We start from the raw sequence: 26,138 nt of genomic DNA on the forward strand, positions 1-26,138 counted from the left end.
CCTGATCACCTGTTGTCCCTCACTCCTATCCCCGTCCTCAGCGGGCCGCAACCTCCGGTGTGAGCAAACGACGCAGACATCCCAGGCATCTGGAACGTTCCGGGCCGAGACTGCCTTGTGAGATACCCAACTCCCCCGCGATTTCCCGGTATGTCGGGTCGTCGGGCGACAGCAGGGCCTCCATCAGCCTCGGGCAGCGGCCGGGCAGCCGGCGCACCGCATCGCGCAGCGCGCGGCGGCGGGCCGCGGCGAGGGCGAGGAGTTCGGGGTCGTGCCGGGCGTCGGCCGCGGGGTCACGGGTGAGCGGTGTCTCGTGGCGCGCCGCGCGCCTGCTGCGGCGGGCCTCGGCGCGGACCACCCGGCGCAGCCAGCCCGGCGGATCGCGGGGCGGGTCCTCGGCGTCGAGGCGTTCCAGGAGGCGGAGCCAGACCGCCTGTTCCAGATCGGCGGGTTCGGTCCCGGCCGCGTACGCCTCGGCGGATGCCTCCGCGGTGAGCAGCGGACCCAGCGCGGTGACCAGCTCGTGCGTCATGTGCCCGATGACGCGGCCGCCGCGGGCGCAGTTGCCCGCGGCGGCCGGATGTCACCCCATGGGGGCATGGACCCTCAGTCATTGACGAAGTCCTCCCGGGCGAGCAGCCCGGTGTCGGGCTGGTCGGTGAAGACCCCGTCGATGCCGGTGGCGAAGTAGGTGCGGTAGGCGCCGAAGACGTCGCCGTAGGCGTCGGGGTCGGTGCCCTTGCGGAAGTCGGCGGGCAGGAAGGGGTTCTCGTTGCGCAGGGTGTAGGGGTGCAGGATCAGCCCGGCGCGGTGGGCGTCGCGGACCAGGGTGGTCGGCTCGGTCAGCCGGCCGCTCGCGTCGCGCGGGATGATCAGGTCGAGGGTGGGGCCGATGCCCTGGGCGTAGGAGGCGATCTCCTTCAGGCCCTCGCGGGTGATGAGGTCGGCGACGGTGCGCGGGTCGCCGGACTCGACGAAGTCCCAGGGCCTGCTGGCCGCGGTGGACAGCAGCACCACGAGCGGGTTGTCCACGAGCTCGTTCAGCCGCTGGATGCTGGTGGGCTCGAAGGACTGCAGGATCACCGGGGCGTTCCGGCCGTCCTTGCGGTGCCTGCGCAGCACCTTGGCGACCCGCTCCTCCAGGCCGAGGCCCAGCTTGCGGAAGTAGGTGGGGTGCTTGAGCTCCGGGTAGATCCACACCTGCCGGCCGCGCCTGCGGGTCTGCTCGTCCTGCCAGCGCAGCACCTCCTCGAAGGTGGGGATCTCCCAGCGGCCGTTGTAGAGGGTGTTGTGCGGGCGGTTCTGCGGGATGCGCTCGACCGCGCGCAGCCGCTTGAGCTCGGCGAGCGTGAAGTCCTCGGTGAACCATCCGGTCACGGAGACCCCGTCCAGGGTCTTGGTGGTCCTGCGGCCGGCGAACTCGGGGTGGTCGGCGACGTCGGTGGTGCCGCCGATCTCCGGCTCGTGCCGGCAGACCAGGTGACCGTCCTTGGTGGGGACCAGGTCACCGGCCTCCACGATGTCCGCGCCCATGTCGAGGGCGAGCTGATAGGCGCCGAGGGTGTGTTCGGGGCGGTAGCCGCTGGCCCCCCGGTGACCGATGATCGTCGGGACGGGCAGGCTCTCCAGGCCGCCTCGCCCGCCGCCGCGGCCGGACTCGGCGGCCGATGCGGTGCCGCCCAGTCCCAGGGCCGTACCGCCGGCCGCGAGCACCGCCGCGCCGAGGAGCGCCCGGCGTCCGGTGCCGCCCGCCCGCTCGTCCCGCTCCCCCGTCCGCTCGGTCTCCCGGCTGTCCCGCGTTCTCATGAGCGCCCTCCTGCCGTCGGCTGGTTCAGTGCGGGCCGATCGTAGGTGTGTGCGGTTGACGTTCGGGAGACCTCGGGACGAACACACCGGTGGTGTCGCGTGCTGCGTCCGTCGCATGCCTGTCGTATTCCGCCGGAGATGTGACGTTGCGTCGGATTCGGCCGGGCGGAGCGGGGCAGGCGTCCGGTATGCGGATCCGGGCGAGTTCCGTCACAGCGTGACGGACATGTCACACGGCTGGTGCGGCGGGCGGCCGCAGGTGAACCCGCGTCAACAGTGAGTAAGACCTCGGTTAAGCCCGTGAGCCCGATGTGCGCAACCGCCTGGGCCGCGAGTAATGTCCTCACCTGCACAGACTCAATACGGCATCCATCGACGTCCGCTTCCCACCGGAGGGCCCGTTGTCCCGCTTCGCGCTCATCAAGGCAGTGCTCGGCCCGATCATGCGCCTGATGTTCCGCCCCAAGGTGGAGGGCGCGGAGCACATCCCGGCCGAGGGTCCGGTCATCCTGGCCGGCAACCATCTGACCTTCATCGACTCGATGGTCCTCCCGCTCGTCTGCGACCGGCAGGTCTTCTTCATCGGCAAGGACGAGTACGTCACCGGCAAGGGGCTGAAGGGCCGGCTGATGGCCTGGTTCTTCACCGGCGTCGGCATGATCCCGGTCGACCGTGACGGCGGCCGGGGCGGTGTGGCGGCGCTGATGACCGGGCGGCGGGTGCTGGAGGAGGGCAAGATCTTCGGGATCTACCCGGAGGGCACGCGGTCGCCCGACGGGCGCCTGTACCGGGGCCGTACCGGCATCGCGCGGCTGACGCTGATGACGGGGGCGCCGGTGGTGCCGTTCGCGATGATCGGGACGGACAAGCTGCAGCCGGGCGGGAGGGGGCTGCCCCGGCCGGGGCGGGTGACGGTCCGTTTCGGTGAGGCGATGGAGTTCTCCCGGTACGAGGGGATGGACCGGGACCGGTATGTGCTGCGGGCGGTCACCGACTCGGTGATGGCCGAGGTGATGCGGCTGTCCGGGCAGGAGTATGTGGACATGTACGCCAGTAAGGCCAAGCAGGCGGCCTAGCTCCGCTGGTTTGGCCGGTTCGCTGAGCTGGGGTTGGCTTTTGGCGCGGGTTGGCGTGGCTTGGGTGCGCGGTTCCTCGCGCCCCTGGTTCGGATGGGTTGCGGTGAATCGTCCCCTGCGGGCCGGCGTGGGCTGGTCGCGCAGTTCCCCGCGCCCCTGAGGGAACCGCGCGCACGTTGGCTGTCAAGGCGCCCCGCGCCCCTCAGGGGTGGGTCTCCAGGCGTTCGTTGCGGAGCATGAACCAGGCTGCTGCTGAGGCGGCGAGGAGGACTGCCGCGCCTGCGCCGGCTGCGAGGGTGAGGCCGTCGACGAAGGACTGCCGGGCCGCTTCCAGCATGGGGGCCGCGGTCTGTGCGGGCATGTGCGTGGCCGCTTCCACTGCGCCGCCCAGGGATTCGTGGGCGGCGGGCGGGGTGCCCGCCGGGCCGGTGAAGTCGCGGTAGACGCCGGTCACGATGGAGCCGAGGACGGCGATGCCGAGGGCGGCGCCGAGTTCGTAGGCGGTCTCGGAGACGGCGGAGGCCGCGCCCGCCTGGTCCTTGGGCACGCTGGAGAGGATCACGTCGGCGGTGACCGTGAAGGAGAAGCCGGCGCCCAGGCCGACGACCAGCAGTGCCGTCCCGAGCAGGGGGTAGCCGGTGGACTGGCCGATGACCGTCAGCACGGCCAGGGCGAGGCCGATCGCGGCGAGGCCGCCGGAGACGACCGAGCGCACCGAGAAGCGGCGGGCGGCCCTGCCCGCGACCAGGCCGGCGGCCACCGCGCCGAGGGCGGCGGGCAGTTCGGCCAGGCCGGCCTCGAAGGGGCGCCGTCCCTGGACGAGTTGCAGGTACTGGGAGAGGAAGAACACCAGGCCGGACAGGCCGAGGATGGTCAGCAGGTCCGCCAGGACCGCCCCGCTGAACCCGCGGTGGCGGAAGAGCCGCATGTCCAGCAGGGGTACGGGGAGCGTCAGCTGGCGGCGCACGAAGCCGTGCAGGGCGGCGGCGCCGAGCAGGGCGGCGGCCGCGGTGGTCCAGGTGACGCCGTGGGCCGCGGCCTCCTTCACCGCGTAGACGAGGCCGGTCATGCCGACCAGCGACAGCACCACGCTGAGCAGGTCCCAGGGGCCGGGGCTGGGGTTCCTGGACTCGGGCAGCATCCTGATGCCGACGAGGACCAGCACGGCCATCACCGGCAGGTTGATCAGGAAGACCGAGCCCCACCAGAAGTGCTCCAGCAGGAAGCCGCCCAGGATCGGGCCTATGGCGGTACCGGCGGAGGCGGCCGCGCCCCAGATGCCCACGGCGAGGCTGCGTTCGCGCGGGTCGTGGAAGAGGTTGCGGATCAGGGCGAGCGTGGCCGGCATCAGCGTCGCGCCGGCAACCCCGAGCAGGGCCCGCGCCACGATCATCAGCTCGGGGCTGGTGGCGTAGGCGTTCAGCACGGATATCGCGCCGAACGCGGTGGCGCCGAGGAGCACGATGCGCTTGCGGCCGATGCGGTCGCCGAGACTGCCCATGGAGACCAGCAGACCGGCGATCACGAAGGAGTAGACGTCCCCGATCCACAGCAGCTGGGTGCCGGTGGGCTCGAGGTCCTCGCTGATGTACGGGGTGGCGAGGCCGAGGACGGTCGCGTCCACGGCCACCAGCAGCACGGCGAGCACCAGCACGCTGAGCGCGAGCCACCGTCCGGGCCGCTTCACCGCCTCGGTGCTGTCGGCCGGCTGCAGGGTGCTGGTCATGATTCCTTCCTCGGTTCCTTCCTCGGTTCCTTCCTCGGTTCCTTCCTCGGTTCCTTCCTCGGTTCCTTCCTCGGTTCCTTCCTCGGTGCGGTGTCGTTCTGGCGTCGGGTGCCGCCGAGCAGCAGCTCCACGACCATGCGGGTGAAGTCCTTGGGGGCCACGCGGCCCTCGGTCACCGCCCAGGCGGCGGAGGCGAGCAGGCCGTAGAGCGCCTCGGTAAGCCAGGCCGGGGTGAGGTCGATGCGGAACTCGCCGCTCTCCTGGCCGCGCCGGAACAGGGCGGCGATACGCTCGTCGATCCTGGCCCAGCCCTCGTTCTGCTCCTCGCCCTCGAACAGCTGGTTCTCGGTGTAGAGGAAGGCGAGCAGGCCGGCCTGCGGTTCGATCGCGGCGACCAGGCGCCGCACGGCGTCCTCGGCGGGGCCCTCCTCCGGGCGGGCGGCCTCCAGGGCGGCCGCGCACTCGGCGATGCCCAGGGCCTCCAGCGCCCGTACGAGTGCGTCGCGTCCGGCGAAGTGCCGGTGCAGGGTGGCGCGGCTGATTCCGGCGGCCTTGGCGACCTCGTCCATGGTCGCGGTGGATTTGCGGGTCAGCAGGGCCGCGGCGCTGCGCAGCACATGGTCACGATCGACAGCCATGAGACGAGGATAGACCATGTGAGACATTCGTGTCTCACTCGAGGCGTGCGACTCTCAGAGGTCGACAGGTGAGAGTGCTGGGAGAGTGCTGAGAGTGGCTCAGTGCCAGGGCAGGCTGCCGCGGTGCTGCCAGTAGGAGTGCGGGTCCTCGGTCAGCGTGGCGAGGCGGTCCAGCTGCTCGTCGGTGAGGTCGACGGCCGGGGCGTGCAGGTTGGAGGTGAGCTGGACGACGGTGGCCGCCCCGGAGAGGACGACTCCGGCCCAGGGCCGGCGGAGGATCCAGGCGAGGGCGACGGCGTCGCAGCCCAGGCCGGTCTCGGCGGCGACGTCGCGCAGGATCTGCGGGGCGTGGGGGTCGGCCAGGCGGCCGTTGGCCATGCCCTCCTTGACGATGACGGTGAGCCCGGCGTCGTGGGCCTCGGCGAGGGCGGGCTCGGCGGAGGTCTCCAGCAGGTTGTACGTCGCCTGGACGGTACGGAACAGGGGCTTGCCGTCGGCCTCGACGGCGAGCGCGGCGCGGATGGCGTCGGCCTGGGCCGGACCGCTGGTGGAGATACCGACGGTCAGGCCGCCGGCCGCCGCCTCGGCGAGTTTGGCGTGCAGCTTCTTGTCAGTGAGGGCGGGGCTGTCCGGGGTCACCGAGTGGATCTGGTAGAGGTCGAGCCGCTCGCCGAGCAGCGCGTCGGTCTCGGCGCGCTGGCGTTCGTAGGTGGCGAGGGAGTGGTCCTTGATCTCGTGGTGCTCGGCGTCGGTGGACCAGTCGGCGGTGTAGGTGTAGCCCCATTTGCTGCCGATGACGACGTCGTCGATGCCGGGGTTGGCGGCGAGCCAGTCGGCGAGGAACTCCTCCGCGCGGCCGTAGGAGCGGGCGGCGTCGATGTAGCGGACGCCCTGGGCGTAGGCGGCGTCGAGGAGTTCATGGGTGCGGGCGCGCAGGGCCTCCACGGTCCGCTCCTCCCCGAGGTCCCGGTCGCGCCCCAGGTTGATGTAGCCGGGGCGGCCGACGGCGGCGAGGCCCAGTCCGATGTGGCAGGTGGGGGTGGTTGCCGTGGCCAGTCGCGCGAAGGGCACCGAGGGCTCCGATCGGTCGGTTCCGGTTCAGCTTCCGACCAACGTAACCCGCGATGCCCTTCGAGTCGGCTCGCTCGGCGCGCCCGGTGTCCCGCGCGTCCGTCAGCTCTGCTTGCGTGCCGTGGCCCAGGCGTGCTGGGCGGCCACGTCCTGCTTCACCTCCGCGAGCTGGACCGCGACCGCGCTCGGGGCCGTGCCGCCCCGGCCGTTGCGGGAGGCGAGGGCGCCCGGCACGTCGAGGACCGAGCGGACCTCCGGGGTGAGATGCGGGGAGATCTTGGAGAACTGCTCGTCGGTGAGGTCGGCCAGCTCCTTGCCCTCCGCCTCGGCGACCTTGACGCACTCGCCGGCGACCTCGTGGGCGACGCGGAAGGGCACGCCCTGCCGGACCAGCCACTCGGCGATGTCGGTGGCGAGGGAGAAGCCGGCCGGGGCCAGTTCCTCCATGCGCTCGCGGTGGACGGTGAGGGTGGCCATCATCCCGGTGAAGGCGGGGAGCAGGATCTCCAGCTGGTCGATGGAGTCGAAGACCGGCTCCTTGTCCTCCTGCAGGTCGCGGTTGTACGCGAGCGGGAGGGCCTTGAGGGTGGCCATCAGGCCGGTGAGGTTGCCGATGAGGCGGCCGGACTTGCCGCGGGCCAGCTCGGCGATGTCCGGGTTCTTCTTCTGCGGCATGATCGACGAGCCGGTGGAGAAGGCGTCGTGCAGGGTCACGAAGGAGAACTCCTTCGTGTTCCAGATGATGACCTCCTCGGCGATCCGGGAGACGTCCACGCCGATCATCGCGGTGATGAAGGCGAACTCGGCGACGAAGTCGCGGGAGGCGGTGCCGTCGATGGAGTTGGCCGCGCTGCCGTGCTCGAAGCCGAGGTCCGCGGCGACCGCCTCCGGGTCCAGGCCCAGGGAGGAGCCGGCCAGGGCGCCGGATCCGTACGGGGAGACGGCGGTGCGCTCGTCCCACTGGCGCAGCCGCTCGGCGTCCCGGGACAGGGCCTGCACATGGGCGAGGACGTGGTGGGCGAAGAGCACCGGCTGGGCGTGCTGGAGGTGGGTGCGGCCGGGCATGGCCACGTCCGGGTGTGCCTCGGCGAGGCCGATCAGCGCGTCCTGGAGGTCGGCGATCAGGCCGCCGATGATGCGGGCGTGGTCCCGCAGATACATCCGGAAGAGGGTGGCCACCTGGTCGTTGCGGGACCGGCCGGCGCGGAGCTTGCCGCCGAGCTCGGGGCCGAGGCGCTCCAGCAGGCCGCGCTCCAGGGCGGTGTGGACGTCCTCGTCGGCGACCGTGCCGGTGAAGGTGCCGTCGGCCACGTCGGCCTCGAGCTGGTCGAGCCCGGCCAGCATGCGGGTCAGCTCGTCCTCGGTGAGCAGCCCGGCCCGGTGCAGCACGCGGGCGTGCGCTCGGGAACCGGCGATGTCGTACGGCGCGAGCCGCCAGTCGAAGTGGACCGAGGCGGACAGCTTGGCCAGGGCCTCGGCGGGCCCATCGGCGAACCGTCCGCCCCAGAGCCGTACGTCACCGCTGTTGCTGCTCACTGACTGTGCTCCTCAAGGAATGGTGATGGACGGGGGCGCGACCGGCCGCAGCCGGCCCGCCCCCGTGCGGTGCGCCGCGTGGTGGCGCTCAGCCCAGGTCGCGCTTGGCCGCGATCTTCGCCGACAGACTGTAGATGTCGATGAAGCCCTTCGCCGCGGACTGGTCGAAGGTGTCGCCCGTGTCGTAGGTGGCGAGGTTGAAGTCGTAGAGCGACTGCTCGGAGCGCCGTCCGGTCACCACCGCGCGGCCGCCGTGCAGAGTCATCCGGATGTCGCCGGTGACGTGCTGGTTCGCCTCGTTGACGAAGCCGTCCAGCGCCCGCTTCAGCGGGGAGAACCACAGGCCGTCGTAGACCAGTTCGCTCCAGCGCTGCTCGACCTGCCGCTTGTAGCGGGCGAGTTCCCGCTCGACGGTGACGTTCTCCAGCTCCTGGTGGGCGGTGATCAGGGCGATCGCGCCGGGGGCCTCGTAGACCTCGCGGGACTTGATGCCGACGAGCCGGTCCTCGACCATGTCGATCCGGCCGACGCCCTGGGCACCGGCCCGCTCGTTGAGCTGCTGGATGGCCTGCAGCACGGTGACGGGCTTGCCGTCGATGGCGACCGGGACGCCCTCCTTGAAGGAGATGATCACCTCGTCCGGCTCGCGCGCGGCGGCCGGGTTCTGGGTGTACTCGTAGATGTCCTCGATCGGGGCGTTCCAGATGTCCTCGAGGAAGCCGGTCTCGATGGCCCGGCCGAAGACGTTCTGGTCGATGGAGTACGGCGACTTCTTGGTGGTCGCGATCGGCAGGCCCTTCTCCTCGCAGAAGGCGATGGCCTTGTCGCGGGTCATGGCGTAGTCGCGGACCGGGGCGATGCACTTGAGGTCGGGGGCGAGGGCCACGATGCCGGCCTCGAAGCGGACCTGGTCGTTGCCCTTGCCGGTGCAGCCGTGGGCGACGGTGGTGGCGCCGTGCTTCTTGGCGGCGGCGACGAGGTGCTTGACGATCGTCGGCCGGGACAGGGCGGAGACCAGGGGATACCGGTCCATGTAGAGGGCGTTGGCCTTGATCGCCGGGAGGCAGTACTCCTCGGCGAACTCGTCCTTGGCGTCCGCGACCTCGGCCTCGACGGCACCGCAGGCGAGCGCGCGCTTGCGGATGACGTCCAGGTCCTCGCCGCCCTGGCCGACGTCGACCGCAACGGCGATGACCTCGGCGCCCGTCTCCTCGGCGATCCAGCCGATGGCGACGGAGGTGTCCAGACCGCCTGAGTAGGCGAGTACGACGCGCTCGGTCACGGGGTTCTCCTCACAGTGCATTCGCTGACCTGCATGAGTATGCAGGAGTCCGCATGATTCGTCAATCGACCCCCGGAGAGCCCCGCCCGGACCACCCGGAGCGCCCCGCCCGGACCTGGACGGACCCCCGGATGGACCTGGGCGGACCTGGACGGACCATCCGGGCTGCCGCCGCCGATGCCGCCGTCTACGGTCTGAGCCATGCGCCCTGGAGCCCGCCTTCTCGCCGCCGTGCTCGCCCCGCTGTCGCTGCTCGCGCTCGGGGCCGCGCGGCCGTCCGCGCCGCTGCCCGACCGGATGGCGGACACCGGGGGCGGCTCGCAGCTGATCACCGCGGTGGCGCCGAAGGCGGGCTCGACGAAGGGCACGCTCACCTGGTGGGACCGGAAGAGCGGACGCTGGGTGGCGGCCGGCTCCGCACCGGCAGGTTTCGGAGCGAAGGGGCTGGTGGAGGGCACCGCGCGGCGGCAGGGCACCAGCACCACACCGACCGGGCTGTACGGGCTGCCGTACGCCTTCGGCACCGAGGCGGCGCCGCGCGGGACCCGGTACAGCTACCGCCCCGTACGGGCGGACTCCTGGTGGTGCCAGGACAACCGCTCACGGCGCTACAACCGCTGGACCGAGCCGCGGGCGGCGGACTGCCGGGCCACGGAGGCCGAGCATCTGATCACCTATCGCACGCAGTACGCCCACGCCCTGGTCGTCGCCTTCAACTACCACCGCCCGGTGCGCGGCCGGGGTGCCGGCATCTTCCTGCACGTCGACGGGCGCGGGGCGACCGCGGGATGCGTGTCGGTGCCGAAGGACGCGATGCGCCGGATCCTGCGCTGGGCCGACCCCGTGCGCGCCCCGCATCTCGCGATCGGCACGGAATCCGGCCGCACGGCGATCACCCGGTACTGAACCGCGGCGATCACCCGGTACTGAACCGGCTACGCAGCTCACCAGTACCTCGATCACGTCTGAACACTCGGGCGTCACGGCACGTATCTGTGGGCCAAGGGTCAAGTCCCCACGGAGGCACCGTGACCACCACGCTCGCCGGCGGCCGCGCCGCCCGCCGCCAGACGATGCGCCGCATCCGTCCGCGCCGCTCCCCTGCCGTGCCGCTGCTGCTCGCCGTGGGTGCGGGCGCGGTGGCCGTGCTGTGGCTGTGGTGGAGCAACACCCCGTCCATCGCGGACACCACCGGGAAGATCGTCGCCGCGGGCCGGATCACCGGTCTGCTGGCCGGCTATCTGATGGCCCTGGTGGTGCTGCAGATGGCACGGGTGCCCGCTCTGGAACGCCGGGTCGGCTCGGACCGGGTCGCCCGCTGGCACGCGATGAGCGGCCGCTACACCGTCAGCCTGGTCATCGCGCATGTCTTCCTCACCATGTGGGGCTACGCGCTCCAGGCGGGCAAGTCACTCGGCGACATCGTCGACCAGACCATCACCTCCATCAACACGCTGCCCGACATGGGCAAGGCCGCCATCGGCACCGGTCTGCTCTTCGTGATCGCCTTCATCTCCATCGGCCCGATCCGGCGGAAGCTGCCGTACGACGGCTGGTACCACGTGCACCTGCTGACCTACGCGGCGGTGTATCTGACGTTCTGGCACCAGATCACCACCGGCAACGAGTTCGCCGTCGAGCCGTCCGCGAAGACCTTCTGGTACGGGCTGTACGGCGGGGTCACCGCGATGGTGCTGTGGTACCGGATCCTCACCCCGATCCGGCTGAACCTGCGGCACCGGATGCGCGTCGAGGCGGTCATCGAGGAGACGCCGGGCATCGTGTCGGTGCTGATCCGCGGGCGCCGGCTGCACCGGATCGGCGCGGAGGCCGGGCAGTTCTTCCGCTGGCGGTTCCTGGCTCCGGGGATGCGGTTCAGCTCCCACCCGTACTCGCTGTCGGCGGCGCCCCGCCCCGATCTGCTGCGGATCACCGTGAAGGCGATCGGCGACCACAGCTCCCGGCTGCGCGAGCTGGAGCCCGGCACCCGGGTGTGGGCGGAGGGCCCATACGGCGCGCTGACCGCCCAGCGGCGCAGCCGCGGCAAGGTGCTGCTGGTTGCGGGCGGGGTCGGCATCACCCCGATGCGGGCGCTGTTCGAGACCCTGCCGGGCGCCGCCGGTGACATCACCCTGCTCTACCGGGCCAACAGCACGCAGGACCTCGCTCTCTGGGACGAGCTGGCGAAGATCGCCGACGAGCGCGGGGCGCGGCTGATGTACGCGGTGAACAGCCCCGACGGGGAGCGGCCGGACATCTCGGCGGAGAGCCTGAAGCGGAAGATCCCGGACGTCGACAAGCACGACGTGTTCATGTGCGGGCCGCCCGGCTTCGCCCAGCAGGTGTACGAGGCGCTGCGCGGCGCGGGTGTCCCGGCACGCCGTATCCACCACGAGTCGTTCGAGATGTGAGCGACGGGCCGGCCACGTTCTCTCCACCCCATCAGGACACAGTTCAGGAGCTCGAGAAACGATGAGGAAGTCTCACCCCGTCCGGCGTGCCGTGCTCGCCACCGCCGCCACGGTGTCCGGGATCGTGCTGCTGCTGTCGCTGAAGCCGGCCTCGGACCCGGGCGCGGCCGAGGCGGCAGGGGGTGCGGCCCCGCCGGCCGCGGCCCAGTCGCCGCAGGGCGGCTCGCAGCCGATCGGCGACGGCACGGTCACCGGGGACGCGGCCACGACCCAGTACGGCCCGGTGCAGGTACGGCTGACCGTCAGCGGCGGGAAGATCACCAAGGCCGAGGCGATCCAGGCGCCCAAGGGCGGCCAGAGCGACCAGATCACCTCCAACGCGATCCCGAAGCTCAACCAGGCGGCGATCGAGGCGCAGAGCGCGGACATCGACGCGGTGTCCGGGGCGACGTACACCAGCACCGGATACAAGAAGTCGCTCCAGTCGGCCCTGGACAAGGCCAGGGCCGCGGCAGGCGGCGGCGGTGGCGGCGAGGCGCAGGCGCGCACGGTCACCGGAGACGTGGCCAACACCCAGTACGGCCCCGTCCAGGTCCGCATCACCGTCGCCGGCGGAAAGATCACCAAGGCCGAAGCCGTCCAGGCCCCCAAGGGCGGCCAGAGCGACCAGATCACCTCCAACGCCATCCCCAAGCTCAACCAGGCCGCGGTCACCGCCGGCAACGCCGACATCGACGCCGTCTCGGGAGCCACCTACACCAGCGCCGGATACAAGAAGTCCCTGCAGTCGGCGCTCGACAAGGCGGGTGGCTGACATGGCGACCGGGGCCGCCGAGGCGCCCGCCGCGGAGCGCCGGGTGGTGGAGACGATGGGGACCGTCTTCTCCTTCGACGTCCGCGGCGGGGATCCCGATGCCGTGCGGGCGGCGCTCGAGGAAGCGGTGGCGGGGCTGCACCGGGTCGACGAGGTGTTCAGCACCTACCGCGAGGACAGCCAGATCTCCCGGCTGGCGCGGGGCGAGCTGACGGTCGCCGAGTGCGATCCGGAGGTCGCCGGGGTGCTGGAACTGGCTGCGGAGGCGGAGCGGGTCAGCGACGGCTGGTTCAGTCCGCGCTACGAAGGTCGGCTGGACCCGACCGGCATCGTCAAGGGCTGGGCGGTGGAGCGGGCCGCGCGGGTGCTCGCGGCGGCGGGCGCCACCGGGGTGAACGTCAACGGCGGCGGTGATGTGCAGCTGCTGGGCGCGCCCGGGGAGGACCGGCCCTGGCGGGTCGGGGTGGCGGATCCCCTGCGGCCCGGAGGGCTGGCGGCGGTGGTGGTGTCGGCGGCGGGGGCGCGGGAGCTGTCGGTGGCGACGTCGGGCACGGCGGAGCGGGGTGCGCACATCGTCGATCCCACCACCGGCCGCTCCGCGGTGACGGACCTGGTGGCGGTGACCGTGGTGACCCCGTCGCTGACGTGGGGGGACTGCTGGGCCACGGCGGCCTTCGCGATGGGGTCGCGGGAGGGTCTGGCCTGGCTGGAGTCGCTGCCGGACGTGGAGGCCCTGCTGATCACGGCGGGCGACGAGGTGCGCTGGACGGGGGGTCTGGCCGGGCGGCTCGGCTGAGCGGGGAGGTGGACGGCCGGGCCGCGAACGCCCCGGCGAGGGGCGCGGAGCCGGGGGCTGCCGAACGGCGGCCCCCGGCCTTTTCCGTGCGTGTATTCGACTCCCGTTCAACTCCCGGCCCTGCGATAGCCGTTGACCACCTCGGCGGCCGCTGCGGAGGTCAGTGCCCGTTCTGAGCCAGCCTCAGCAAGTGGTCGGCCAGGGCCTGTCCGCCCTTGGGGTCACGGCTGATGAGCAGCACCGTGTCGTCGCCGGCGATGGTGCCCAGGATGTCGTGCAGTTCGGCCTGGTCGATCGCCGAGGCCAGGAACTGGGCGGCGCCGGGAGGGGTGCGCAGGACGACGAGGTTGGCCGAGGCCTCCGCGGAGATCAGCAGCTCCTGCGACAGGCGCCGCATCCGCTCCTCCTTGGCCGACTCCCCCAGCGGCGCGCGCGGGGTGCGGAAGCCCCCCTCGCTCGGCACCGCGTAGATCAGGTCGCCGTCGGTGTTGCGGATCTTCACCGCGTTCAGCTCGTCCAGGTCGCGGGAGAGCGTCGCCTGGGTGACGCTCAGCCCGTCGTCGGCGAGCAGCTTCGCCAGCTGGCTCTGCGACCGCACCGGCTGCCGGTTGAGGATGTCCACGATCCGGCGGTGGCGTGCGGTGCGGGTCTGCGGCACGGCGGGACCGGTGCTCCCGCCCGGTCCCCGGTCCTGCGGCGCCTGGCTCATCGTCGTCTCATTCTCCGGATCGTCCGTCCCCGTGTGTCGCGTCGAGGATGCCGGGCAGCGCCCGGAGCAGCGCGTCCACCTCGTCGTCGCCGAGGTTCAGCGGCGGCATCAGCCGTACGACATCGGGGGCGGGCGCGTTCACCAGGAAGCCGGCGTCCTGAGCCGCCTGCTGCATGCGGGGTGCGAGCGGCTCGGTGAGCACGATACCCAGGAGAAGCCCCGCGCCCCGGACATGGGCGATCAAAGGACGGTTCAGGGCCTCGATGCCGTCGCGCAGCCGCTCGCTCTGCCGCTTGACGTTGTCCAGCAGGCCCTCGCTCGCGATGGTGTCCAGCACGGCGAGTCCGGCGGCGCAGGCGACGGGGTTGCCGCCGAAGGTGGTGCCGTGGTGGCCGGGCGCCAGCAGGTCCGCGGCGCGGCCGAAGGCGACGGTGGCGCCGAGCGGCAGTCCGCCGCCCAGGCCCTTGGCCAGGGTCACCACGTCGGGCAGGACGCCCTCGTGCGCCTGGTACTCGAACCAGTGCCCGGTGCGGCCGATGCCGGTCTGCACCTCGTCGAGGACCAGCAGCGCACCGGTGGCGGCGGTGATCGCCCGTGCGGCCTTGAGGTAGCCGGGCGGCGGGACGACCACGCCGTTCTCGCCCTGGATCGGCTCGATGATCACCAGGGCGGTGTCCTCGGTGACCGCGGCGGCCAGCGCCTGGGCGTCGCCGTAGGGGACGTGGGTGACGTCGCCGGGCAGCGGCCGGAACGGGTCCTTTTTGGCGGGCTGGCCGGTGAGGGCCAGGGCGCCCATGGTGCGGCCGTGGAAGCCGCCGTCGGTGGCGACCATGTGGGTGCGCCCGGTGAGCCGGCCGATCTTGAAGGCGGCCTCGTTGGCCTCGGCGCCGGAGTTGCAGAAGAAGACCTTGCCGTCGCGGCCGAAGAGTTCCAGAAGGCGTTCGGCGAGGGCGACCGGGGGTTCGGCGACGAACAGGTTGGAGACATGGCCGAGGGTGGCGATCTGCCGGCTCACCGCCTCCACCACGGCCGGGTGGGCGTGCCCCAGGGCGTTGACGGCGATGCCGCCGACGTAGTCGGTGTACTCCTTGCCGTCGGCGTCCCAGACCTTGGCGCCGGCGCCGCGCACCAGGGGCAGGCGCGGGGTGCCGTAGTTGTTCATGAGCGCGCCCTGCCACCGCTCGGTGAGCTCCTGGTTGCTCATGACTCCCCCTCGGGGTCCTCGTCGGGCACGACCATCGTGCCGATGCCTTCGTCGGTGAAGATCTCCAGCAGGATCGAGTGCTGGACCCGGCCGTCGATGACGCGGGCGGTGTTGACGCCGTTGCGCACGGCGTGCAGGCAGCCCTCCATCTTGGGGACCATGCCGGAGGACAGCTCCGGCAGCAGCTTCTCGAGCTGGGACGCGGTGAGGCGGCTGATCACCTCGTCGGAGTTGGGCCAGTCCTCGTAGAGGCCCTCGACGTCGGTGAGGACCATCAGGGTCTCGGCGCCCAGCGCAGCGGCGAGTGCCGCAGCCGCCGTATCGGCATTGACGTTGTAGACATGGTGGTCGTCCTGGGAGCGGGCGATCGACGAGACGACCGGGATGCGGCCGTCGGCGAGCAGCGCCTCGATCGCGCCGGTGTCGATGGCGGTGATCTCGCCGACCCGTCCGATGTCGACGGCCTCGCCGTCGATCTCGGGCTGGTGCTTGGTGGCGGTGATGGTGTGGGCGTCCTCGCCGGTCAGGCCGACGGCCAGCGGCCCGTGCCGGTTGAGCAGGCCGACGAGTTCGCGCTGCACCTGCCCGGCCAGCACCATGCGGACGACGTCCATGGCGTCCTCGGTGGTGACCCTCAGGCCCGCCTTGAACTCGCTGACGATGCCGTGCTTGTCGAGGGCGGCGCTGATCTGGGGGCCGCCGCCGTGCACGACGACGGGCTTGAGTCCGGCGTGGTGCAGGAAGACCACGTCCTGGGCGAAGGCGGCCTTGAGTTCGTCGTCGACCATGGCGTTGCCGCCGAACTTGATGACGACGGTCTTGCCGTTGTGCCGGACCAGCCAGGGCAGCGCCTCGATGAGGATCTGCGCTTTGGGGAGGGCGGTGTGCTTCCGCGTGGGATGGGTCATGAGGAGTAGGCGCTGTTCTCGTGGACGTAGTCGGCGGTGAGGTCGTTGGTCCAGATGGTGGCGGTCTGGTCGCCGGCGGCGAGGTCGGCGACGATGTGCACCTCGCGGTAGCGCATGTCGACCTTCTCGCGGTCCTCGCCGACGCTGCCGTTCTTGCACACCCAGACGCCGTTGATGGCGACGTTGAGGCGGTCCGGCTCGAAGGCGGCGCTGGTGGTGCCGATCGCGGACAGCACGCGGCCCCAGTTGGGGTCCTCGCCGTGGATGGCGCACTTGAGGAGGTTGTTGCGGGCGATGGAGCGGCCCACCTCGACGGCGTCGTCCTCGGTCGCGGCATTGATCACCTCGACCTTGATGTCCTTGCTGGCGCCCTCGGCGTCCCGGATGAGCTGTTGTCCGAGGTCGTCGCAGACGGCGCGCACCGCCTCGGCGAACTCCTCGTAGCCGGGGGTGACTTCGGCGGCGCCGGAGGCGAGCAGCAACACGGTGTCGTTGGTGGACATGCAGCCGTCGGAGTCGACGCGGTCGAAGGTGACCCGGGTGGCGGCGCGCAGGGCCTTGTCCAGGGTCTCGCTGTCGACGTCGGCGTCGGTGGTGAGGACGACCAGCATGGTGGCGAGGCCGGGGGCGAGCATGCCGGCGCCCTTGGCCATGCCGCCGACGGTCCAGCCGTCCTTGGTGACGACGGACGTCTTGTGCACGGTGTCCGTGGTCTTGATGGCGATGGCGGCCTTCTCGCCGCCGTGCTCGGACAGCTGGGCGGCGGCGGTCTCGACGCCGGGGAGCAGCTTGTCCATGGGGAGCAGGACGCCGATGAGGCCGGTGGAGCAGACGGCGACCTCGCCGGCGCCGATGCCGAGCACCTCGGCCGCCTTCTCGGCGGTGGCGTGGGTGTCCTGGAAGCCCTTCGGGCCGGTGCAGGCGTTGGCGCCGCCGGAGTTGAGGACGACGGCGGTCAGCTGCCCGCTCTTGAGGACCTGCTCGGACCACAGGACGGGTGCCGCCTTGACGCGGTTGGAGGTGAAGACGCCGGCGGCGGCGCGGCGGGGACCGTTGTTGACCACGAGGGCCAGGTCCGGGTTCCCGTTCTCCTTGATCCCGGCGGCGATGCCCGCCGCCGTGAATCCCTTGGCTGCCGTGACACTCACTGCGTCTCCTCGTTCACTTCTCCGCCCGCGCGGTGCGGCGGTGCGGTCGTCGTCTGCGGCCCGGCGGCTGCCGTCGCGACGGTCACGGGGCTACTCCGGTGGCCGTCAGCCCGGTGGTCTCGTCGAGGCCGAGGGCGATGTTCATGCTCTGGACGGCACCTCCTGCGGTGCCCTTGGTCAGGTTGTCGATGGCGCTGATGGCGACGACACGTCCCGCGGCCTCGTCGAGAGCGACCTGCACCTGGACGGCGTTGGAGCCGTACACCGAGGCCGTCGCCGGCCACTGGCCGGCGGGGAGCAGGTGGACGAAGGGCTCGTCGGCGTAGGCCTTCTCGTAGGCGGCGCGCACCGCGTCGGCGGTCACGCCCTGCCGGGCGGAGGCGCTGCAGGTGGCGAGGATGCCGCGGGGCATGGGTGCGAGGGTCGGGGTGAAGGAGACGGTGACCGGCTCGCCCGCCGCCGCGCTGAGGTTCTGGGTCATCTCGGGGGTGTGCCGGTGGACGCCGCCGACGCCGTAGGGCGACATGGAGCCCATGACCTCGCTGCCCAGCAGGTGCGGCTTGGGCGCCTTGCCCGCGCCGGAGGTGCCGGAGGCGGCGACGATCACCGCCTCGGGCTCGACCAGCCGCGCCGCGTAGGCCGGGACGAGGGCCAGCGAGACGGCGGTCGGGTAGCAGCCGGGCACCGCGATGCGCTTGGACCCCTCCAGCGCGGCGCGGGCACCCGGCAGTTCGGGAAGGCCGTAGGGCCAGGTTCCGGCGTGCGGGGAGCCGTAGAACCGCTCCCAGTCGCCGGCGTCCTTCAGCCGGAAGTCGGCACCCATGTCGACGACCAGGACGTCCGGTCCGAGCTGCTCGGCGACGGCGGCGGACTGGCCGTGCGGCAGCGCGAGGAATACCACGTCGTGGCCGGTGAGGGCTTCGGCGGTGGTGACCTCCAGGACGCGGTCGGCGAGCGGCAGCAGGTGCGGCTGGAGCGCGCCGAGCCGCTGCCCGGCGTTGCTGTTGCCGGTCAGGGCACCGATCTCGACCTCGGGGTGGGCCAGCAGCAGACGCAGCAGCTCCCCGCCCGCGTACCCGCTCGCTCCGGCCACTGCCGCTCGTACCGCCATGAATATCCTCCTCCTCGGAGGCATGACTATACGGCGAGCTGCAGATCTATGCAATCGCTTCCCGCAGGCCGTGGCCTCCGGCATGACGCGCCTCACGCCCGCCCAGGCAGCCCGGCGGATCGCGGAGGCTGTGCGGAGCTGAGAGCCTCGGTCATGCATCCGGCCTGGTCAGGGGGCCGGCCTATTGACCTGTGTGAGGGCAGCCACTACGTTCTGAAGCAAACCGACCCCGTAAGGACCGGAAGGAGGCGACCGGCGGATGTACAGGCACGCTGATCTGGGTCGTCTCGCCCACCGCACGGTCTGGGTTCCGGGTCGTATCGCTCACGGCAGCTGAACGCGCCGTTTCCCTAGTGCCCGCTCGTGGCACGAATGTGTCCTCCGCACGGGACGCATGCGCGCCCGCGTGGCACGTTCCGCGCCTCCCCGCTACTTCGGAAATTCCTTCATCGGCACGGCATGAGCCGTCCCGGCACATGCCCCTGTAGCGCCCGCTCCCCTCATCCGGTGCGCACCGAGCACAGAAAGCTGCCTGAACATTGGCAAAGACAACTGCGCGGATCACGGTCAACGGAGAAGACACACCGATCGCGCCGGCCGCGCCGCACACCACGACGCTGGACTTCCTGCGTGAGCGCGGTCTGACCGGCACCAAGGAGGGCTGCGCCGAAGGTGAGTGCGGTGCCTGTTCGGTCCTGGTGGCCCGTCCCGGCGTGAACAAGCCGACCGACTGGGTGGCGGTCAACGCCTGCCTGGTTCCGGTCGCGGCACTCGACGGTCAGGAGATCGTCACCTCGGAGGGCCTCGCCGCCCAGGGCGCACCGGGCACCCCGCCCGCGCTGCACCCGGTGCAGCAGGAGATGGCCGTCCGCGGCGGCTCCCAGTGCGGCTACTGCACACCCGGCTTCATCTGCAGCATGGCCGCCGAGTACTACCGCCCGGACCGCTGCGCGCACCCGGACCAGGACGGCGGAACGGACCCGGAGCACGGCCCCAACGGGTTCGACCTGCACGCGCTGAGCGGCAACCTGTGCCGCTGCACCGGCTACCGCCCGATCCGCGACGCCGCGTTCGCCGTCGGGGAGCCCGACGAGGACGACCCGCTGGCCCGGCGCCGCGAGCAGGCCCCGCCCGAGCCCGCAGCCACCGACTACAGCCTCGACGGCAGCACCTTCGTGCGGCCGGCCTCCCTGGCCGAGACGCTGCGGCTGCTGCGCGAGCGGCCCGACGCGGTGGTGGTCGCCGGGAGCACCGACTGGGGCGTGGAGGTCAACCTCCGCGGCCGGCGGGCCGATTGCGTGGTCGCCGTCGACCGGCTGCCGGAACTGCGCGAGCTGCGCGTGGCGGACGACCACATCGAGATCGGTGCCGCGCTGACGCTCACCGAGATCGAGCGCCGTCTCGACGGCACGGTGCCGCTGCTGGACGAGCTGTTCCCGCTGTTCGCCTCCCGGCTGATCCGCAACAGCGCGACCCTCGGCGGCAACCTCGGTACCGGCTCCCCCATCGGGGACAGCCCGCCGGTGCTGCTGGCGCTGGAGGCGTCGGTGGTGCTCGCCGACGCCGACGGTGAGCGGGTGGTCCCGCTCGCCGAGTACTTCACCGGCTACCGGCAGAGCGTGCGCCGGCCCGGCGAGCTGATCCGCTCGGTGCGCATCCCGCTGCCGCTGTCGCCCGTGACCGCCTTCCACAAGATCGGCAAGCGGCGTTTCGACGACATCTCCAGCGTCGCGGTCGCCTTCGCGCTCGACATCGAGGACGGGGTCGTGCGCAAGGCCCGCATCGGTCTCGGCGGTGTGGCCGCCACCCCGATCCGCGCGCTGGACACCGAGGCGGCCCTCGAGGGCCGGCCGTGGACGGCTCAGAGCGCCGAGGCCGCCGCGCGGGTGCTGCGCGGCGAGGGGACGCCGATGGACGACCACCGGGCCAGCTCCCTCTACCGTTCCGCGATGCTCGGCCAGAGCCTGCTGAAGCTGTACGCCCAGACCCAGACCACCGAGGCGGTGTCGTCATGAGCCATCTGTCCGAGCGCCCCGAGAAGCCCGTCGTCGGTGTCCCGCTGCCGCACGAGAGCGCCGTCCAGCACGTCACCGGCGCCGCGCTCTACACCGACGACCTGGTGTACCGCACCAAGGACGTGCTGCACGCCTACCCGGTGCAGGTGATGAAGGCGCACGCCCGGATCACCGCGCTGCGCACCGAGCCCGCCCTGAAGGTGCCGGGTGTGGTGCGGGTGCTGACCAAGGAGGACGTGCCCGGCGTCAACGACGCCGGCATGAAGCACGACGAACCGCTCTTCCCCGACGAGGTCATGTTCCACGGCCACGCGGTCGCCTGGGTGCTGGGCGAGACCCTGGAGGCGGCCCGGCTCGGCGCGGCGGCCGTGGAGGTGGAGCTGGAGGAGCTGCCCTCCCTGGTCACCCTCGAGGAGGCCATGGCCGCCGGCAGCTACCACGGTGCCCGGCCCGTGATGGAGACCGGCGACATCGACGCCGGGTTCGCCGAGTCCGCGCATGTGTTCACCGGCGAGTTCCAGTTCTCCGGCCAGGAGCACTTCTACCTGGAGACGCATGCCTCGCTGGCCCAGATCGACGAGAACGGGCAGGTGTTCATCCAGAGCAGCACCCAGCACCCCTCGGAGACGCAGGAGATCGTCGCGCATGTGCTCGGCGTGCCCTCGCACGAGGTGACCGTGCAGTGCCTGCGGATGGGCGGCGGCTTCGGCGGCAAGGAGATGCAGCCGCACGGGTTCGCGGCGATCGCCGCGCTGGGCGCCAAGCTCACCGGCCGGCCGGTGCGGTTCCGGCTCAACCGCACCCAGGACCTGACCATGTCCGGCAAGCGGCACGGCTTCCACGCCAAGTGGCGGATCGGCTTCGACGCCGAGGGCCGTATCCAGGCCCTGGACGCCACCCTGGTCGCGGACGGCGGCTGGAGCCTGGACCTGTCCGAGCCGGTGCTGGCCCGCGCCCTGTGCCACATCGACAACACCTACTGGATCCCCAACGCCCGGGTCGCCGGCCTCATCGCGAAGACCAACACGGTCTCCAACACGGCCTTCCGGGGCTTCGGCGGGCCGCAGGGCATGCTGGTGATCGAGGACATCCTGGGCCGCTGCGCGCCGAAGCTCGGGCTCGACCCGACGGAGCTGCGGGAGCGCAACTTCTACCGGCCGGGCCAGGGCCAGACCACGCCGTACGGGCAGCTGGTCACCCAGGCCGAGCGGCTCACCACCGTCTGGCAGCAGGTCAAGGACAGCGCCGGCATCGCCGACCGCAAGCGGGAGATCGCCGCCTTCAACGCCGCGCACCCGCACACCAAGCGGGCCCTCGCGCTCACCGGCATCAAGTTCGGCATCTCCTTCAACCTCACCGCCTTCAACCAGGGCGGCGCGCTGGTGCTGATCTACAAGGACGGCTCGGTCCTGATCAACCACGGCGGCACCGAGATGGGCCAGGGCCTGCACACCAAGATGATCCAGGTGGCCGCCACCACCCTGGGCATCCCGCTGCACAAGGTCCGCCTGGCGCCGACCCGCACCGACAAGGTGCCCAACACCTCCGCCACCGCCGCCAGTTCGGGCGCGGACCTGAACGGCGGGGCGATCAAGAACGCCTGTGAGCAGCTGCGCGAACGGCTGCTGCAGGTGGCCGCCACCCAGCTCGGGGCCAACCCCTCGGACGTGCGCATCGTCGACGGCGTGGCCCGCGCCCTGGGCAGCGAGAAGGAGCTGGCCTGGGACGACCTGGTGCGCACCGCGTACTTCCAGCGGGTCCAGCTGTCGGCGGCCGGCTTCTACCGGACCGAGGGCCTGCACTGGGACGCCGAGAGGTTCCGCGGCTCGCCGTTCAAGTACTTCGCCTACGGTGCCGCCGCGACCGAGGTGGAGGTGGACGGCTTCACCGGCGCCTACCGCATCCGGCGGGTGGACATCGTGCACGACGTCGGCGACAGCCTCTCCCCGATGATCGACATCGGTCAGGTGGAGGGCGCCTTCGTGCAGGGCGCGGGCTGGCTGACGCTGGAGGACCTGCGCTGGGACACCGGCGACGGGCCGAACCGGGGCCGGCTGCTCACCCAGGCGGCGAGCACGTACAAGCTGCCGAGCTTCTCGGAGATGCCCGAGGAGTTCAATGTCACGCTGCTGCAGAACGCCACCGAGGAGGGCGCGGTCTACGGCTCCAAGGCGGTGGGCGAGCCCCCGCTGATGCTGGCCTTCTCGGTGCGCGAGGCGCTGCGGCAGGCCGCGGCCGCCTTCGGACCCGCCGGGGTCTCCGTGGAACTGGCCTCGCCCGCGACACCGGAGGCGGTGTACTGGGCGATCCAGGCCGCCCGCCGGGGAGGTGCCCCGGCGAACGGGCACGCCGTCGAAGGCGCCGGCGGCCGGGTCCGTGCCGACGCGGAAGCGCTGAGCGGTGCCTGACATGACGTGGATCGCCGCGGTCGCGCGGTTGCGGGAACACCGGGAGCCCGGCGTGCTCGTGACCGTCGCGGCCGTGCGCGGCCATGCCCCGCGGGACGCCGGTGCCAAGCTCGTCGTCGGCGAGCGGGAGACCTGGGGCTCCATCGGCGGCGGCAATGTGGAGGCCGTGGCGATCGACCGGGCCCGGGAGATGATCGCCGCGGGCGAGCGGAAGCCGGAGCTGATGGACTTCGCGCTGAACGACAAGGTGACCAACCAGCACGGCGTGCAGTGCTGCGGCGGCACCGTCGCGGTCCTGCTCGAACCGCTGCCGGTGGTGCGCTCCGTGGCGATCTTCGGGGTCGGCCACGTCGGCCTCGAACTGGCCCGCATCCTGGCCCGTCAGGACCTCGATCTGCATCTGATCGACTCACGGGCCGACGTCCTGGCTCCGGAACGGCTCCAGGCGCTGGCCGACTCGGTGGCCCGGGTGCATGTCCACCACACTCCGCTGCTGCCGGAGGAGGTCCTGGAGGAACTGCCGCGCGGCACCCATGTGCTGATCATGACGCACGACCACGCCGAGGACGCGGCCCTGTGCGACGCCGCGCTGCGCACCTCCCACCTCGGCTCGATCGGGCTGATCGGGTCGGCGGCCAAGTGGGCGCGGTTCCGCAAGCGGCTGGCCACCGAGGGCGGGCACGACGACGCGGCCATCGACCGGATCAAGACCCCGATCGGCCTGCCGGACATCGGCGGCAAGGAACCGGCGACCATCGCCGTGAGCGTGGCGGCGGACCTGCTGCGCACCTTCGAGTCCGAGGGCGGCTGAGGCAAGCGCACACGAACGCGAAAGGTGCCCCTCGCCGGCTCGGCGCGGGGCACCTTTCGTCATCCGTCGTACGTACGTCGCCCGTCAGTAGGCGATGCGGTCGGACTTGGCGATCCAGGCGTCGAACGGCTGGGTGCGGTTCGGCAGGTCGAGGTGCACGATCTCCAGGGGCCACGCCTCCTGGGGCCGCTTCTCGAACAGGTCGTAGAACTTGCGGTCGTCGAAGCCGGCCACGGCCGCGTCGTGCCGGTCGGCGGCGTAGATGATCCGGTCCACCCGGGCCCACAGGGACGAGGACAGGCACATCGGGCAGGGCTCGCAGGAGGTGACCAGGGTGCAGCCCGCCAGGCTGAAGGTGCCGAGCTTCTTGCAGGCGGCGCGGATGGCGCTGACCTCGGCGTGGGCCGTGGGGTCGAGGTCGGCGGTGACCCGGTTGTTGCCGAGGGCGACGATCTCGCCGTCCTTGGCGATCAGCGCGCCGAAGGGGCCGCCGCCGCCCGCGACGCTCTCGGTGGCCAGCTCGACGGCCCGCTCCATCCAGGCGCGCTCCAACTCACGGGTGCCGGTCTCGGCCGTGCGGGTGGTCATGGCAAGCTCCTTGTCATCGCGACGCTTCCCGGAGTACGTCGTGTACGAGGAGTACACAGCCTGCCGATCAGCCTCGAACAGGGACCGAAGCCATCAACCGAGGGCCGCTGCGGGGCGACGGCTCGTAGGGTCCTACAAATACACCGGGTGCCCCCGCTCGTCCGGGCGGCACGGCGGTGACGGGCGGGACGCGCCGCGGCGCACGGAACGTGACAGACGTGGGAACGGAGCGGGATGGGCGAGTTCTGGCCGGTGCCGGACACGCTGGCGTATCTGCGAGGCGGCTGGCGGGTGACCCGCACCGTGCGGGACCTGGCGAGCGGCGACGAGGGCGAGTTCCGGGGGACGACCGCGTTCCGCCCGGAGTCCGGGGGCGGCCTGCTGCACCAGGAGTCCGGCACCTTCATCTGGCGCGGTGTCGCCCGGCCCGCCGAGCGGACGCTGCGGTTCCTGCCGGGGCCGGACGGCACGGCCGACGTGCGGTTCGCGGACGGCCGCCCGTTCCACGACCTGGACCTCAGCAGCGGGCGGCACATCGCCGACCACCCCTGCTCGGCGGACCTGTACCGGGGCGAGTTCACGGTCCGGGACGCGGACCACTGGCGTACGGTCTGGCGGGTGCGCGGCCCCGCCAAGGACCTGGAGATCACCACCGACTACGCGCGGGCCGGCTGACCCGGCACGACCGTCCCGGCTACGCCCGGGTGGGCTGGGCGGACACGCTGTCCAGCGTCAGGCTCCAGCGGCCCGCCCGGCCCGTCACGGTGGTCGTGGAGAGCGGGCGCACATCGAGGTTCCAGTACGTCGCGGGCGGCGCCTTGAGCGCGTAGACGAGGGCGGCGCGGATCACGGACGGCTCGGCCACGGCGACGATCCGGCAGCCGTCCTCCACGGGCCGGGTGTCCAGCCAGCCGCCGACCCGCATGATGAACTCCAGCATCGACTCCCCACCGTGCACCTTGGCGGTGGGGTCGGCGAGCCAGGCGTCCACCGTCTGCGGCTCGCGGGCCATCGCCTCGCCCAGGGTCAGTCCCCGCCAGCGGCCCATGTCGCAGTCGCGCAGGGCGAGCTGCACCAGCGGTGCGTAGCCCAGTCCGTCCCCGGTGGCCCGGCTGCGCGGGGCCGGGGAGCAGTAGCGCAGATCGGCCGCGGCGAGCGGCAGGAGTTCATGGGCGACACGCTGCACCTCGCTCCAGCCGGCCTGGTCCAGCGGCCGGTCGTCGTCGAAGCGCTCGCCCAGCACCGAGGAGCTCCCCGCGGCGGCGACGAACGTGACCCGAAGTGCCATGCGGCGAATCGTCAGCCGCGGATGTGGCCAGGTCAAGAGGTCCCGTCCGGCCGTGACGCTGAGTGCGCCGAGGGTTACTCGCCGGTAAGAACCTACCAGGCAAACCGGCCCGAATCCCCTGTCCCGGCAGTCCGTCCTCACCGGAGCCCCACTCGAGGCTCACTCGCGCCTCACCGGAGGCTCACCGGCAGCGTCTCACCGGAGGCTCACTCCAAGCGCCTCACCGGCGGCTCACCCCAAGCGCCTCACCGGAAGCTCACTCATGGCCGAGCACCATCCAGTCGTCGGACCGTTCGAGCGTGCGGAACCCCAGCTTCGCGTAGACGCCGTGCGCGTCGTGGGTGACGAGCACGATGCGGCGCAGCCCGCAGGGCCGCAGCTCCTCGCGCACACCGGCCACCAGAGCCGTGCCGATGCCCTTGCCGCGCACCGCGGGGTCGACGTACACGTCGCACAGCCAGGCGAAGGTCGCCCGGTCGGTGATGACCCGTGCGTAGGCCACCTGCTCGCCCGAGACGCTCTCGTAGACCCCGAAGTTGAGCGAGCCCCGCATCGCCGCGTCCTGCTTGGCGCGGGGGCGGCCCAGCGCCCAGTAGGCGTCGGTGGACAGCCACCGGTGCACGCGCTCGACGTCGATGCGGTCGGGGTCGGTGGAGATCTCGTAGCCCTCGGGCAGGCGCGGTGTCCCGGTCTCGGTCATGCCCGGATGCTGGCAGGCGGCGCCGACGGGCGTCGAGCGGTTATCCCGAGTGCTGGACGGGGCGCTCCAGCACCTCCTCGCAGGCGGTGTGC

Annotated in this window: 24 protein-coding genes; 9 read left to right on the top strand and 15 right to left on the bottom strand. The window is 71.9% G+C overall.

Translation table 11 applies throughout. The annotated features are described in order from the left end of the window. Window positions 1–37 precede the first annotated feature (37 nt). Both ABD198_RS03185 and ABD198_RS03190 read right to left on the bottom strand, forming a co-directional pair. A complete protein-coding gene (locus ABD198_RS03185; RefSeq protein WP_343997757.1) occupies window positions 38–532 on the bottom strand; it encodes a sigma-70 family RNA polymerase sigma factor in 495 nt (164 codons plus the stop codon). Between the two features lie 74 nt (window positions 533–606). Continuing rightward, window positions 607–1,806 carry a glycerophosphodiester phosphodiesterase gene (locus ABD198_RS03190; RefSeq protein WP_343997758.1) on the bottom strand — a complete coding sequence of 400 codons (1,200 nt, stop codon included), beginning with the start codon at window positions 1,804–1,806 and terminating at the stop codon, window positions 607–609. 401 nt (window positions 1,807–2,207) lie between these two features. Here ABD198_RS03190 and ABD198_RS03195 point away from each other — a divergent pair, with 401 nt between their 5' ends. Next, window positions 2,208–2,882: a lysophospholipid acyltransferase family protein gene (locus tag ABD198_RS03195; protein ID WP_167990580.1), complete on the top strand. Its 675-nt coding sequence runs from the start codon at window positions 2,208–2,210 to the stop codon at window positions 2,880–2,882. Window positions 2,883–3,084: 202 nt separating this feature from the next. Here ABD198_RS03195 and ABD198_RS03200 read toward each other — a convergent pair whose 3' ends face one another. From ABD198_RS03200 to ABD198_RS03220, 5 genes are all read right to left on the bottom strand, one after another. Beyond that, entirely contained in the window at window positions 3,085–4,608 is a 1,524-nt protein-coding gene (locus tag ABD198_RS03200; RefSeq protein WP_343997759.1) for an MFS transporter, read from the bottom strand. Then, window positions 4,605–5,246 (bottom strand): TetR/AcrR family transcriptional regulator, encoded by a 642-nt coding sequence (locus tag ABD198_RS03205; protein ID WP_343997761.1) that lies wholly within the window; start codon window positions 5,244–5,246, stop codon window positions 4,605–4,607. Before ABD198_RS03205 ends, ABD198_RS03200 begins: the two co-directional genes overlap by 4 nt. 99 nt (window positions 5,247–5,345) lie before the next feature. Beyond that, window positions 5,346–6,317 carry an aldo/keto reductase gene (locus tag ABD198_RS03210; RefSeq protein WP_343997762.1) on the bottom strand — a complete coding sequence of 324 codons (972 nt, stop codon included), beginning with the start codon at window positions 6,315–6,317 and terminating at the stop codon, window positions 5,346–5,348. A gap of 102 nt (window positions 6,318–6,419) precedes the next feature. Continuing rightward, on the bottom strand, window positions 6,420–7,853 hold the full coding sequence (gene argH, locus ABD198_RS03215; RefSeq protein WP_343997763.1) for an argininosuccinate lyase: 1,434 nt from the start codon (window positions 7,851–7,853) through the stop codon (window positions 6,420–6,422). Between the two features lie 88 nt (window positions 7,854–7,941). Beyond that, window positions 7,942–9,135, bottom strand: coding sequence for an argininosuccinate synthase (locus ABD198_RS03220; protein ID WP_343997764.1), 1,194 nt, complete (start codon window positions 9,133–9,135; stop codon window positions 7,942–7,944). Between the two features lie 201 nt (window positions 9,136–9,336). Between ABD198_RS03220 and ABD198_RS03225 the strand changes: the two genes are divergently transcribed. The 4 genes from ABD198_RS03225 to ABD198_RS03240 all read left to right on the top strand — a co-directional run bounded on the left by ABD198_RS03225 (window position 9,337) and on the right by ABD198_RS03240 (window position 13,156). Then, window positions 9,337–10,041, top strand: a complete 705-nt coding sequence (locus ABD198_RS03225; RefSeq protein WP_343997765.1) for a L,D-transpeptidase family protein — start codon at window positions 9,337–9,339, stop codon at window positions 10,039–10,041. A 122-nt stretch (window positions 10,042–10,163) separates the two neighbouring features. Then, window positions 10,164–11,546 (top strand): ferredoxin reductase family protein, encoded by a 1,383-nt coding sequence (locus ABD198_RS03230; protein ID WP_343997766.1) that lies wholly within the window; start codon window positions 10,164–10,166, stop codon window positions 11,544–11,546. 61 nt (window positions 11,547–11,607) lie between these two features. Then, window positions 11,608–12,360 (top strand): FMN-binding protein, encoded by a 753-nt coding sequence (locus ABD198_RS03235; protein WP_343997767.1) that lies wholly within the window; start codon window positions 11,608–11,610, stop codon window positions 12,358–12,360. A 55-nt stretch (window positions 12,361–12,415) separates the two neighbouring features. Next, window positions 12,416–13,156, top strand: a complete 741-nt coding sequence (locus tag ABD198_RS03240; RefSeq protein ID WP_343997885.1) for an FAD:protein FMN transferase — start codon at window positions 12,416–12,418, stop codon at window positions 13,154–13,156. 160 nt (window positions 13,157–13,316) lie between these two features. Here the strand turns inward: ABD198_RS03240 and ABD198_RS03245 are convergent, their stop codons facing one another. The 5 genes from ABD198_RS03245 to argC form a co-directional block, all read right to left on the bottom strand. Next, window positions 13,317–13,865: an arginine repressor gene (locus ABD198_RS03245; RefSeq protein WP_343997769.1), complete on the bottom strand. Its 549-nt coding sequence runs from the start codon at window positions 13,863–13,865 to the stop codon at window positions 13,317–13,319. A gap of 7 nt (window positions 13,866–13,872) precedes the next feature. After that, complete coding sequence (locus ABD198_RS03250) at window positions 13,873–15,069, bottom strand: acetylornithine transaminase (RefSeq protein ID WP_343997770.1); 1,197 nt, start codon at window positions 15,067–15,069, stop codon at window positions 13,873–13,875. Continuing rightward, entirely contained in the window at window positions 15,066–15,977 is a 912-nt protein-coding gene (gene argB / locus ABD198_RS03255; RefSeq protein WP_343997771.1) for an acetylglutamate kinase, read from the bottom strand. The genes ABD198_RS03250 and argB overlap by 4 nt, the downstream gene beginning before the upstream one ends. Continuing rightward, window positions 15,974–17,125, bottom strand: coding sequence for a bifunctional glutamate N-acetyltransferase/amino-acid acetyltransferase ArgJ (gene argJ, locus ABD198_RS03260; protein ID WP_343997772.1), 1,152 nt, complete (start codon window positions 17,123–17,125; stop codon window positions 15,974–15,976). The genes argB and argJ overlap by 4 nt, the downstream gene beginning before the upstream one ends. An 82-nt stretch (window positions 17,126–17,207) precedes the next feature. After that, the gene (argC, locus tag ABD198_RS03265) at window positions 17,208–18,236 is read right to left on the bottom strand and encodes an N-acetyl-gamma-glutamyl-phosphate reductase (RefSeq protein WP_343997775.1); all 1,029 of its coding nucleotides are present in this window, start codon (window positions 18,234–18,236) and stop codon (window positions 17,208–17,210) included. Between the two features lie 539 nt (window positions 18,237–18,775). Between argC and ABD198_RS03270 the strand changes: the two genes are divergently transcribed. The 3 genes from ABD198_RS03270 to xdhC are packed head-to-tail and all read left to right on the top strand — an operon-like array spanning window position 18,776 to window position 23,470. Beyond that, window positions 18,776–20,251, top strand: a complete 1,476-nt coding sequence (locus ABD198_RS03270; protein ID WP_343997776.1) for a xanthine dehydrogenase small subunit — start codon at window positions 18,776–18,778, stop codon at window positions 20,249–20,251. Next, on the top strand, window positions 20,248–22,659 hold the full coding sequence (xdhB, locus tag ABD198_RS03275) for a xanthine dehydrogenase molybdopterin binding subunit (protein WP_343997777.1): 2,412 nt from the start codon (window positions 20,248–20,250) through the stop codon (window positions 22,657–22,659). Before ABD198_RS03270 ends, xdhB begins: the two co-directional genes overlap by 4 nt. Window position 22,660: 1 nt before the next feature. Next, complete coding sequence (gene xdhC / locus ABD198_RS03280) at window positions 22,661–23,470, top strand: xanthine dehydrogenase accessory protein XdhC (protein WP_343997778.1); 810 nt, start codon at window positions 22,661–22,663, stop codon at window positions 23,468–23,470. A gap of 84 nt (window positions 23,471–23,554) precedes the next feature. On the opposite strand, the gene ABD198_RS03285 is transcribed toward xdhC, so the two are convergent. Then, the gene (locus ABD198_RS03285) at window positions 23,555–24,058 is read right to left on the bottom strand and encodes a nucleoside deaminase (protein WP_343997780.1); all 504 of its coding nucleotides are present in this window, start codon (window positions 24,056–24,058) and stop codon (window positions 23,555–23,557) included. Between the two features lie 234 nt (window positions 24,059–24,292). On the opposite strand from ABD198_RS03285, the gene ABD198_RS03290 reads away from it, so the two are divergent. Beyond that, entirely contained in the window at window positions 24,293–24,733 is a 441-nt protein-coding gene (locus ABD198_RS03290) for a DUF6314 family protein (protein ID WP_343997781.1), read from the top strand. Between the two features lie 19 nt (window positions 24,734–24,752). On the opposite strand, the gene ABD198_RS03295 is transcribed toward ABD198_RS03290, so the two are convergent. Together ABD198_RS03295 and ABD198_RS03300 are read right to left on the bottom strand one after the other, a co-directional pair. Then, a complete protein-coding gene (locus ABD198_RS03295) occupies window positions 24,753–25,346 on the bottom strand; it encodes a histidine phosphatase family protein (protein ID WP_343997782.1) in 594 nt (197 codons plus the stop codon). Window positions 25,347–25,602: 256 nt separating this feature from the next. Beyond that, window positions 25,603–26,046, bottom strand: coding sequence for a GNAT family N-acetyltransferase (locus ABD198_RS03300; protein ID WP_343997783.1), 444 nt, complete (start codon window positions 26,044–26,046; stop codon window positions 25,603–25,605). Window positions 26,047–26,138: the final 92 nt, after the last annotated feature.

Origin of the sequence: Streptomyces thermocarboxydovorans (genome assembly GCF_039524635.1) — a bacterium.
In the GTDB taxonomy this organism is placed as follows: Bacteria; Actinomycetota; Actinomycetes; order Streptomycetales; family Streptomycetaceae; genus Streptomyces; species Streptomyces thermocarboxydovorans.

Bases quoted from the DNA above. Each gene is read 5' to 3' on its own strand.
- ABD198_RS03185 (WP_343997757.1), bottom strand. From the start codon at position 532: ATGACGCACGAGCTGGTCACCGCGCTGGGTCCGCTGCTCACCGCGGAG.
- ABD198_RS03290 (WP_343997781.1), top strand. From the start codon at position 24,293: ATGGGCGAGTTCTGGCCGGTGCCGGACACGCTGGCGTATCTGCGAGGC.
- ABD198_RS03190 (WP_343997758.1), bottom strand. From the start codon at position 1,806: ATGAGAACGCGGGACAGCCGGGAGACCGAGCGGACGGGGGAGCGGGAC.
- ABD198_RS03295 (WP_343997782.1), bottom strand. From the start codon at position 25,346: ATGGCACTTCGGGTCACGTTCGTCGCCGCCGCGGGGAGCTCCTCGGTG.
- argB (WP_343997771.1), bottom strand. From the start codon at position 15,977: ATGACCCATCCCACGCGGAAGCACACCGCCCTCCCCAAAGCGCAGATC.
- argC (WP_343997775.1), bottom strand. From the start codon at position 18,236: ATGGCGGTACGAGCGGCAGTGGCCGGAGCGAGCGGGTACGCGGGCGGG.
- ABD198_RS03285 (WP_343997780.1), bottom strand. From the start codon at position 24,058: ATGACCACCCGCACGGCCGAGACCGGCACCCGTGAGTTGGAGCGCGCC.
- ABD198_RS03205 (WP_343997761.1), bottom strand. From the start codon at position 5,246: ATGGCTGTCGATCGTGACCATGTGCTGCGCAGCGCCGCGGCCCTGCTG.
- xdhC (WP_343997778.1), top strand. From the start codon at position 22,661: ATGACGTGGATCGCCGCGGTCGCGCGGTTGCGGGAACACCGGGAGCCC.
- ABD198_RS03300 (WP_343997783.1), bottom strand. From the start codon at position 26,046: ATGACCGAGACCGGGACACCGCGCCTGCCCGAGGGCTACGAGATCTCC.
- ABD198_RS03240 (WP_343997885.1), top strand. From the start codon at position 12,416: ATGGGGACCGTCTTCTCCTTCGACGTCCGCGGCGGGGATCCCGATGCC.
- ABD198_RS03235 (WP_343997767.1), top strand. From the start codon at position 11,608: ATGAGGAAGTCTCACCCCGTCCGGCGTGCCGTGCTCGCCACCGCCGCC.
- ABD198_RS03200 (WP_343997759.1), bottom strand. From the start codon at position 4,608: ATGACCAGCACCCTGCAGCCGGCCGACAGCACCGAGGCGGTGAAGCGG.
- ABD198_RS03245 (WP_343997769.1), bottom strand. From the start codon at position 13,865: ATGAGCCAGGCGCCGCAGGACCGGGGACCGGGCGGGAGCACCGGTCCC.
- ABD198_RS03250 (WP_343997770.1), bottom strand. From the start codon at position 15,069: ATGAGCAACCAGGAGCTCACCGAGCGGTGGCAGGGCGCGCTCATGAAC.
- xdhB (WP_343997777.1), top strand. From the start codon at position 20,248: ATGAGCCATCTGTCCGAGCGCCCCGAGAAGCCCGTCGTCGGTGTCCCG.
- ABD198_RS03225 (WP_343997765.1), top strand. From the start codon at position 9,337: ATGCGCCCTGGAGCCCGCCTTCTCGCCGCCGTGCTCGCCCCGCTGTCG.